The sequence below is a fragment of the Veillonella sp. CHU732 genome (assembly GCF_003992085.1).
Lineage (GTDB): Bacteria > Bacillota > Negativicutes > Veillonellales > Veillonellaceae > F0422.
On record NZ_RQVC01000016.1, the window covers coordinates 33130 to 41926 of the forward strand.

Genomic DNA, 8797 nt, shown 5'->3' on the forward strand with positions numbered 1-8797 from the left:
GTATAAGTGTAACTGAGAATGGGAGGATTATTATGTATCATTATAAACGGGCTATGATGATATCCGTCCTTGTATGTGCCGGAATTTTTTTGCTGTCCTTAGTGATGGGACGCTTTTTTATTCCTGTTCATGAAGTGTGGAACATATTACTGTCTAAATTTTTAGTACTACCCATCACCTGGGATGCGTCGATGTACAATGTAGTTATGGAGATTCGATTGCCTCGTGTACTTGGTGCTATTTTGGTAGGCGTTGCGTTAGCTGTATCGGGAACAGCCTATCAAGGAGTTTTTCGCAATGATTTAGTGTCACCAGATTTATTAGGTGTTTCACACGGTGCTAGTGTAGGAGCCTGTTTAGGTATCTTATTACATTTGTCATTATATGGGGTAGCCCTGTGTGCTTTTATTGGTGGGATTGTAGCGGTATGCCTCACATTATTATTACCTAGATTGATTCAAAACCAATCTAGGATTGTTCTTGTTTTATGTGGCATCATTGTGTCTGGATTTATGGCAGCTATTATTGGACTGCTGAAATACATTGCAGATCCAGATACAGAACTTCAAGATATTGTGTATTGGCAATTAGGTAGCTTAGCAAAAGTCACATGGGATAATTTGTTGTATGTATTACCGATTATTGTTATAGGAACAATAGCAATAATAGCCTTGCGGTGGCGCTTAAATATTTTATCCTTGTCCGATCAAGAAGCACAAAGTTTAGGTGTCAATGTACAGAGAGAACGTATAGTTATCATAGGAATCTCCACGTTGCTAACTTCAGCAGCTGTATGTTTGAGCGGTACCATTGGTTGGGTAGGTCTTGTGATACCACATTTATCACGTATGTTAGTGGGACATGACCATAAAAAATTGATTCCCGCTACGATTGTAGTTAGTGCTTCCTTTTTGATGGTAGCAGATTTATTTGCTAGGGCGTTAACAACAGCAGAGATTCCACTAGGAATACTCTGTGGGTTCATTGGAACGCCATTCTTTGCGTGGGTGTTGTATAAACAACGGAGGTATTTCTAATGGATTCCTTTGAACTTTCAGTAGATTCTATCTCTTTTTCCTATGGCAAGGGTGAGCCTAATATTTTTACGGACTTATCATTCTCTGTGAAAGCTGGAGATACCTTAGCTTTATTAGGGCGTAATGGCGTAGGTAAATCTACGTTGCTTAGTTGCTTGATGTGCTTTCAGCAGGTGCAATCAGGACATATATATTGCAATGGTGTAGATTTAGGGAGTGTGTCTATTCAAGAACGAGCGCAGTTAATTGCTTTTGTACCACAGATTATAGGGGCAGATATAGCCTATACGGTACGAGATTATATATCCTTTGGAGCGGCATTACGAACGGGGATGTTTTCTTCGCCAGGAAAAGAAGAATTCCAAAAAACGGATAACATACTAGAGATGCTGGGAATTACAGAATTACGAGATAAACCGTGTCGCGATTTAAGTGGCGGGCAGCGACAATTAGTAGCCATTGGACGTGCCTTATTGCAAGATACGAGATTATTATTGATGGATGAACCAACATCTGCATTAGATATACGCAATCAAGTGATTGTTCTAGAAACGATAGAGCAATTGCGAACACAAGGGTACGCTATTATTTTTACTACGCATGTACCGGAACAGGCTTTATTATTGAATAGCCGTGTCGGTTTATGTCGTGGTGGAACAATAGATTTTTACGATTCTGTCAGTGATGTAACTGTGGAAGTATTGGAGAGAATTTACCGGACGAAGCTTAGTTTGTTTTATAGCGAAACGGTACAGCGCACAGTTTGCGTAATCCCACAGTTAGGTCAGAAAGGGGAGATTTTATGAAGCGTATTGTAGTATTGTTATTAGCCTTATTTACCGCCATTTGTATGTTGGCTGGTTGTGGCACAGAAAATGCATCCCAAGGGAATACATCTTCTACGAGGGTTGTCACAGATATTGATGGAATGGAAGTGACGATTCCAAAAGATATCAAACAAGTAGCAGATTTATGGCATGCTAATAACCAAGTAGTATTGATGTTAGGGGGCGCAGATACATTAGTATCTACTACAAAAAATGTACAAGGATTGCCGTGGTTTGTAAAAGTATATCCTAGAATTAAAGAGATTCCAGCGCCGGTAAAAGGTACAGACGTGCAAATGGAGGAAATTCAAAAATTAAATCCACAGGTGGTATTGGCTAGCAATAAGAACCAAATTGAAATGGCTCGCAAAGCAGGTCTTCCAGCAGTACGTGTGAATTTTACAGACTATGAAGGATTGCGCAAAACAGTGGCTATTACAGCCGAGGTATTAGGTGGTAAAGCCATCGACATTAGCAAACAGTATCTAGCCTATTTAGATGGTAATGTGAAATTAGCGGAAGAAAAAACGAAACATCTTAGCGATGCGGAACGTCCAACCGTGTTGCATATCGTAGGTGGAGATAATTTATTAAAAGTAGATGGAGACAAAACGATTATCAATGAATGGATTCGTTATGCAGGTGGCAAGAATGCCATTACAGCAGCAGGTCCACAAATCGTAGTGACCATAGAAGAAATCATCAAAGCAGATCCAGATATTATCATCATCGGTGGTACACAAGCGCAAAAAGGTATTGACCAAATGATGAATGATCCACAATGGGCAAGCTTAAAAGCTGTTAGAAATCATCGTGTATACCGCAATCCTGTAGGAACTTTCAACTGGGATCGGTATAGTGCTGAAGCGGCATTACAAATCTTATGGGCAGGCCAAATCATTCAACCACAATTATTTGCGGATATTAACCTAGTGAAAGAAACACAAAAGTTTTATAAAGATTTCTTACATTTTGATTTATCTGGTGATGATGCAGAACGTATTATCCATGGTGAAAGTCCTGCAAATTAAATGTATAGACACATGATTTTGAAGTAGTTAGTTTGTGTATGGAAGCTAGTTAGGAGACGTTATGAAACGAATTATTACTATGCTCTTTGCATTGTTGATTTCCATCGGCTTGTTAGCTGGTTGTGGTACAGAAAATGCATCAAAAGGAGCAACGCAAGAAGTACATACTATCACCGATATTGGTGGTACCCAAGTTCAATTGCCAACACATGTGGAACGGATTGCTGACTTATGGCCAGCGAATAATCAAGTTATGTTGATGCTAGGTGGGGCAGATAAATTAGTTGCCACCACACAATATGTACAAACATTACCTTGGTTTTCACATATTTATCCAAATATTAAAAATATTGCTGCACCAGATCGTTTTGGCTTTGATTTACAATTAGAAGAATTACAAAAAGTATCACCACAAGTGATTATTGTAAATAGTAAAAAACAAGCAGAACAAGTCCGTCAAGGTGGCTTTACAGCAGTGCACATGGAGTTTACGGACTATAAAGGACTTCGCAATGTAGTATCTATGACTGCCGATATTCTTGGTGGCAATGCGGTAGAGATTGCTAAGAGTTACAATGCGTATTTAGATAAAAATATTGCTTTAGCAGAAGAAAAAACGAAAGGTTTAACTGATGCAGAACGTCCAAGAGTGATGCATATTGCGACAGGTGAAAATTTACTAAAAGTAGATGGTACTAAAACAATTATTGATGAATGGATTCACCATGCCGGGGGGATTAATGCGATTGAACAAAAAGGTCGAGGGCTTACATTGACCATGGAAGAAATCATCAAAGCGAACCCAGATATTATCATTATAGGTGATATGAACTCTAAAGCAGCCATTGAAAAAATTATGAACGACCCACAATGGAGTAGTATTAAAGCAGTTCAAATGGGTCGTGTATATAGTAACCCTGTAGGAACATTCAAGTGGGATCGATACAGTGCTGAATCAGCATTGCAAATCTTGTGGGCTGGTCAAATCATCCAACCACAATTATTTGGAGATATTAATTTAGTGAAAGAAACACAAGATTTCTATAAACACTTCATGCATTATGAGTTGTCTACTACAGAGGCAGAACGGATTATTGCTGGAGAAGGTCCACAATAGTTTTGCTAGTAGGAAATGGATTCGATTGTCTTTATAGTAAAACCGTAGTAAGAGGACACTTTTACTGCGGTTTTATTATACCAATTTAGTATAGCAACCCTATTTTTATGCATAATTACTATAGAAATTGAAGAAAACTAACATTTTTAGTGTATATATGTAGTAGGTGGTATTTCCCATGGGAAGTGATTTATACTATATGTGGGGAAAATACGGTAAAAATGGGTGCTAAGTGGTGTTAAAGTGTTAAAAAAGCCCTGTTTTTTTGACGTATCTCCCAAAAAATGGTAAAATGTATAAGCATTTAGATATGAGGTGAACATCGTGAAAAAAATAACTCTCCTAGCGATTCTCCTGATGGTATGTACCATGGTGACAGCCTTGGCAACATCTGGACGTGGTGATCGCGGTAAAGAGGTAGAAGAGTTACAAGCGTTGTTAGTAGCCCAAGGCTATTTGCTTGATACAGCAGATGGAGTGTTTGGGAATAATACAGAATACGCAGTACTCGTCTTTCAGAAAGAACACGGGTTAACTCCAGATGGTAGAGTAGGCAAAGAAACAATGCGTGCTTTACTAGAGAATCAAAAACAATTCGAGGGGCAGCAAGCATCTCGAAATACCCGTACTGTCGAGGTATCACGGTTTGGTGATCGCGGTCGACAAATAGAAGAATTACAAAGTAAATTAGAAGATAGTGGATTTTCTCCTGGTTCCATTGATGGCGTATTTGGTAGTGGCACAAAAGAAGCCTTACTTCGCTTTCAACGGTATCATGGATTAAGTGAAACTGGTATCTTAGATGCTACTACATGGTCTAAGTTATCGAACGCAAAACATAGTACTTTCAAAAAAAATCGCAAGCCATCATCCTATAAAAAAACCATAGAGATGGAGGCTACTGCTTATACTAGTCAAGAATCAGGTTCTTATACGGCACGAGGACATGCATTGCGCCGAGGATATGTATCGGTAGATCCGAATGTGATTCCATTGGGCACAGAGGTGTATGTAGAAGGGTATGGCTATGCTGTGGCAGATGATACTGGTGGCGATATTGTAGGTCACCGCATCGATGTGGCTATGGATAGTTATGATGAGGCGATTCAATTTGGTCGTCGTACAGTGAAAGTATATGTTTTAAATTAGAGGAAGTATTGATTTGTTGTAAAACAGAAAGAACATCTAATTGCAAAGTGTAGATACACAAAATAAAAGATAGGAAACTACTGTTGTGTAGATTCTAACATACTAGAAGGATAGTCGGTTCATTTGAATCGGCTATCCTTTGTTTTACAGGTTCTCTATGATATAATAAAATGTATTCTAAGTAGTATATATAGGAGGAAATGGTGGATATTACATCAACACAAGGGTTATTAGCAATTCTACAAATTATTATTATTGATATATTGCTGGCAGGTGACAATGCCATTGTTATAGGCATGGCAGCTAAAAACTTGCCAGAAACGTTGCGCAAGCGTGCTATTTTCTGGGGAACAGCAGGTGCGATTGTTTTACGTCTTGTTATGGCGATTTTGTTTATTGAAGCCTTAGATAATATTCCAGCATTACGCATTGTTGGTGGTATTATGTTGCTTTGGATTGGTTACTCCTTATTGAAAGATGGAGATAACGAGCATAATGTCGAAGCAAAAGATAATATTTGGGGCGCTATTGCTACCATCATTATTGCCGATGGTGTGATGGGCATCGATAATGTACTGGGCGTTGTGGCAGCAGCAGAAGGTCATTTTGGACTAGTAGTAGCTGGTATGTTAGTAACAGTGCCAATCATTGTTTGGGGCAGCACCATTTTTGTAAAATTAATTGATAAATTCCCAATCATCTTATACGTCGGTGGTGGTATCTTAGGATGGGTCTCTGCTAGCATGATTCAACATGATCCAATGGCAACGCCATATATTGAACCATATAGCTTGCCATTCCACATCGGTTGTGTCGTATTGGTGCTAGGTGCAGCGATCATTCGTAATCGGTTGATGAAATAAATTAGAGATTGTAAAAGTATTCTCTATATGTCTTATTATATATGAGACACTAGTCAATAAATAAAGTTCTATACTATATTTTGAGAGGGTGGCAATAGGCAAACCTCAACAAATAGCTGTTATGTATAACATAGGCATATAGTTTTCATGATGTGGTACATCAATGAAGGCTATATGCTTTTTGTTTGCTTCGTAGTAATATTTTCAGCAAATGCTAAATAGACATTTACTAAGGTACTTAGATTAATGATATAAACGGTGTGCATATGTGGGAATTATACTAGGTAGTATGAGATATATAGACGTGTTAGGAACAGATAAAAAATGATATAATAACATAATGATAGAAACAAATTACTTGGATTAAAGGATATATAGATGAGCGAGAAGAAGAAACAACAGAAAGCATCGGTGTGCGTTGGACATACATATACGATAGAGATTCACGGCACTGGCAGTAGTGGCGAAGGGGTAGGCAGATACGAAGGGTTTACAGTATTTGTGCCCTATGCTTTACCGAATGAAACGGTGCAAGTGAAGATTATCGTAGTCAAAAAGAATTATGCCGTAGGGGATATTGTAGAGGTGCTCACACCCTCTGCAGAGCGAGTGGAACCAGAATGCGAAGTATATGGCAATTGTGGGGGCTGCCAATTGCAACATGCATCCTATGCAGAACAATTGCGACTAAAAACAGAATCTGTAAAAGCTGTCATAGAACGAATTGCTAAATGTGACCCAGAGTTAGTATTACCTTGCATAGGTCCAGAAGAACCATGGAGATATCGGAATAAGATGCAAATGCCTGTAGGTGGAACCATCGGCAACATCCGCATGGGATTTTACCAAAAGGGATCCCATAGCATCATTAACCATGAACATTGCCCGATTCAAGATGTGGGCAATGATGAGATTCGTAAAGTTTGCTATGAGGCTATGAAAGACCTAGGTATCGAACCCTATGATGAGCATACGGAAAGAGGTGTTCTTCGTCATGTTATTGGTCGCATTGGCAAAGAGGAATGGATGGTTATACTCGTAAGTTGCACAGTGAATATTCCTCGTGAATCGGAATTGGTAGACCGTATCGTAGCAGAGTTGCCACAGGTGACATCTATCGTAGTGAATCACAATCCAAAACAAACGAATGTGATTTTAGGACCTACGAATCGTACGATCTATGGAAAAGACCAAATTACAGATTATATTAAAGATTTATCCTTTCAATTGTCACCCCATTCTTTCTTTCAAGTGAATCCGGAACAAACCACCGTGTTGTACGACACAGCCTTGGAATTTGCAGAATTGAAAGGTCATGAAACGGTGATTGATGCCTATTGTGGAACAGGGACTATTTCCTTATTCTTGGCGCACAAAGCAAAGCATGTCATCGGCATTGAAATCGTGGCACCTGCCATCGAAGATGCGAAGAAAAATGCACTTCACAATGGATACGAAAATACAGAGTTTATCGTAGGTGATGCAGCAGTGGAGATGCCACGCTTGTATAAACAAGGCATCGAGCCAGACGTCATCGTATTTGACCCTATCCGTGCAGGCTGTAAAGAAGATGTTCTACACGCGGCAGTTGGGATGGCGCCAGAACGGATAGTGTACGTGTCGTGCAACCCATCATCCATGGCACGAGATATAGAAATACTGACAAAACAGGGCTACCAATTGGTGAAAGTTCAACCAGTGGATATGTTCCCGCAGACGTATCATGTTGAGGCTGTATCTTTGCTTGCAAAACTAGATTCAAAGGAATAGATTAGTATAGAACTTCGGATGGATAATATGGACTTAACAAGCACTGAGTGTAAAGCAACCTATAAATAAATTCAAAACTATATTTTGGAATAAGTTGGACTTAAAGTATCTACAATATACATTGCACAAGTTAAGAAAAAGAATGGTTTAGAAGTTAAGAAACAATATAATAATTCAAAGAATGAGAACTAGGAAGTTTTACAGTGCTCAATTGAAAAGTAAGAAGCTATTTTAGAGACATTGAAGCATTTTTAGAAGGTGTATTATTAAAATGATAGGGGACATAGACGGTGGCTAATATTGAAAGTATTAAACAAAAAATACTACAACTGGATGCAGGTTCATTTCAAAATCTTTGTGATTCTTATTTATATAAAACAGGCTATATGAGTATAGTATCTCTTGGTGGGGAAGCAGGTACACGAAAGACTACTTTAGGTACACCTGATACTTATTTTATTGCATCAAATGGAAAGTATATTTTTGTTGAATACACAACTCAAAGAGCGAACTTATTTGCAAAAATTCGTGATGACCTTGAAAAATGTCTTGATATAGAAAAGACGCGTATTCCGCATGACAAAATCTCTGAAATTATCTATTGTCATACTTCATCAAATCTTACACCATTTCAAGATAGTGAAGTAAAAAAATTGTGTGAAGATGTTGGAGTAAAGCTTGTAATTATTGGAATTGATAAGCTTGCAGAAGATATATATCTTTTCCATCATAATCTTTCACGTGATTATTTGGGGATATCAATAAGTACAGATCAAATTCAATCATATGATGAATTTATAAATCGTTACAATGCAAATAGAATGGCTGCGCCAGTTGACACTGAATTTCTCTTCAGAAAAAAAGAAATTAAAGATATCATCAATGCTTATCTTAAAGTTGATGTTGTTATACTTAGTGGTTCCTCAGGTACGGGAAAAACACGTTTAGCTTTGCATTATGTAAAAAATTATGTAGATGATAAGAATAAAAAGACTTACTGTAT

Annotated in this window: 7 protein-coding genes and 1 pseudogene; all 8 read left to right on the plus strand. The window is 38.2% G+C overall.

From position 1 onward, the window contains the following. Positions 1-32: 32 nt before the first annotated feature. Positions 33-1037, plus strand: coding sequence for an iron ABC transporter permease (locus tag EO121_RS07405; RefSeq protein WP_127167139.1), 1005 nt, complete (start codon positions 33-35; stop codon positions 1035-1037). Next, positions 1037-1843, plus strand: coding sequence for an ABC transporter ATP-binding protein (locus EO121_RS07410; protein ID WP_127167141.1), 807 nt, complete (start codon positions 1037-1039; stop codon positions 1841-1843). The genes EO121_RS07405 and EO121_RS07410 overlap by 1 nt, the downstream gene beginning before the upstream one ends. Next, positions 1840-2895: an ABC transporter substrate-binding protein gene (locus tag EO121_RS07415; RefSeq protein ID WP_127167143.1), complete on the plus strand. Its 1056-nt coding sequence runs from the start codon at positions 1840-1842 to the stop codon at positions 2893-2895. Before EO121_RS07410 ends, EO121_RS07415 begins: the two co-directional genes overlap by 4 nt. 61 nt (positions 2896-2956) lie before the next feature. Further along, positions 2957-4012, plus strand: coding sequence for an ABC transporter substrate-binding protein (locus EO121_RS07420; RefSeq protein ID WP_127167145.1), 1056 nt, complete (start codon positions 2957-2959; stop codon positions 4010-4012). 324 nt (positions 4013-4336) lie between these two features. After that, positions 4337-5161 carry a peptidoglycan-binding protein gene (locus tag EO121_RS07425; protein ID WP_240629409.1) on the plus strand — a complete coding sequence of 275 codons (825 nt, stop codon included), beginning with the start codon at positions 4337-4339 and terminating at the stop codon, positions 5159-5161. Positions 5162-5364: 203 nt separating this feature from the next. Beyond that, a complete protein-coding gene (locus tag EO121_RS07430; protein WP_127167147.1) occupies positions 5365-6024 on the plus strand; it encodes a TerC family protein in 660 nt (219 codons plus the stop codon). 378 nt (positions 6025-6402) lie between these two features. Then, on the plus strand, positions 6403-7794 hold the full coding sequence (gene rlmD, locus EO121_RS07435; RefSeq protein WP_127167149.1) for a 23S rRNA (uracil(1939)-C(5))-methyltransferase RlmD: 1392 nt from the start codon (positions 6403-6405) through the stop codon (positions 7792-7794). A gap of 290 nt (positions 7795-8084) precedes the next feature. Further along, positions 8085-8797: pseudogene (locus tag EO121_RS07445) on the plus strand (hypothetical protein); the annotation flags it as partial.

Excerpts from the sequence above, each read along its gene's own strand:
- EO121_RS07405 (WP_127167139.1), top strand. The coding sequence starts at position 33 with ATGTATCATTATAAACGGGCTATGATGATATCCGTCCTTGTATGTGCC.
- rlmD (WP_127167149.1), top strand. The coding sequence starts at position 6,403 with ATGAGCGAGAAGAAGAAACAACAGAAAGCATCGGTGTGCGTTGGACAT.
- EO121_RS07415 (WP_127167143.1), top strand. The coding sequence starts at position 1,840 with ATGAAGCGTATTGTAGTATTGTTATTAGCCTTATTTACCGCCATTTGT.
- EO121_RS07410 (WP_127167141.1), top strand. The coding sequence starts at position 1,037 with ATGGATTCCTTTGAACTTTCAGTAGATTCTATCTCTTTTTCCTATGGC.
- EO121_RS07420 (WP_127167145.1), top strand. The coding sequence starts at position 2,957 with ATGAAACGAATTATTACTATGCTCTTTGCATTGTTGATTTCCATCGGC.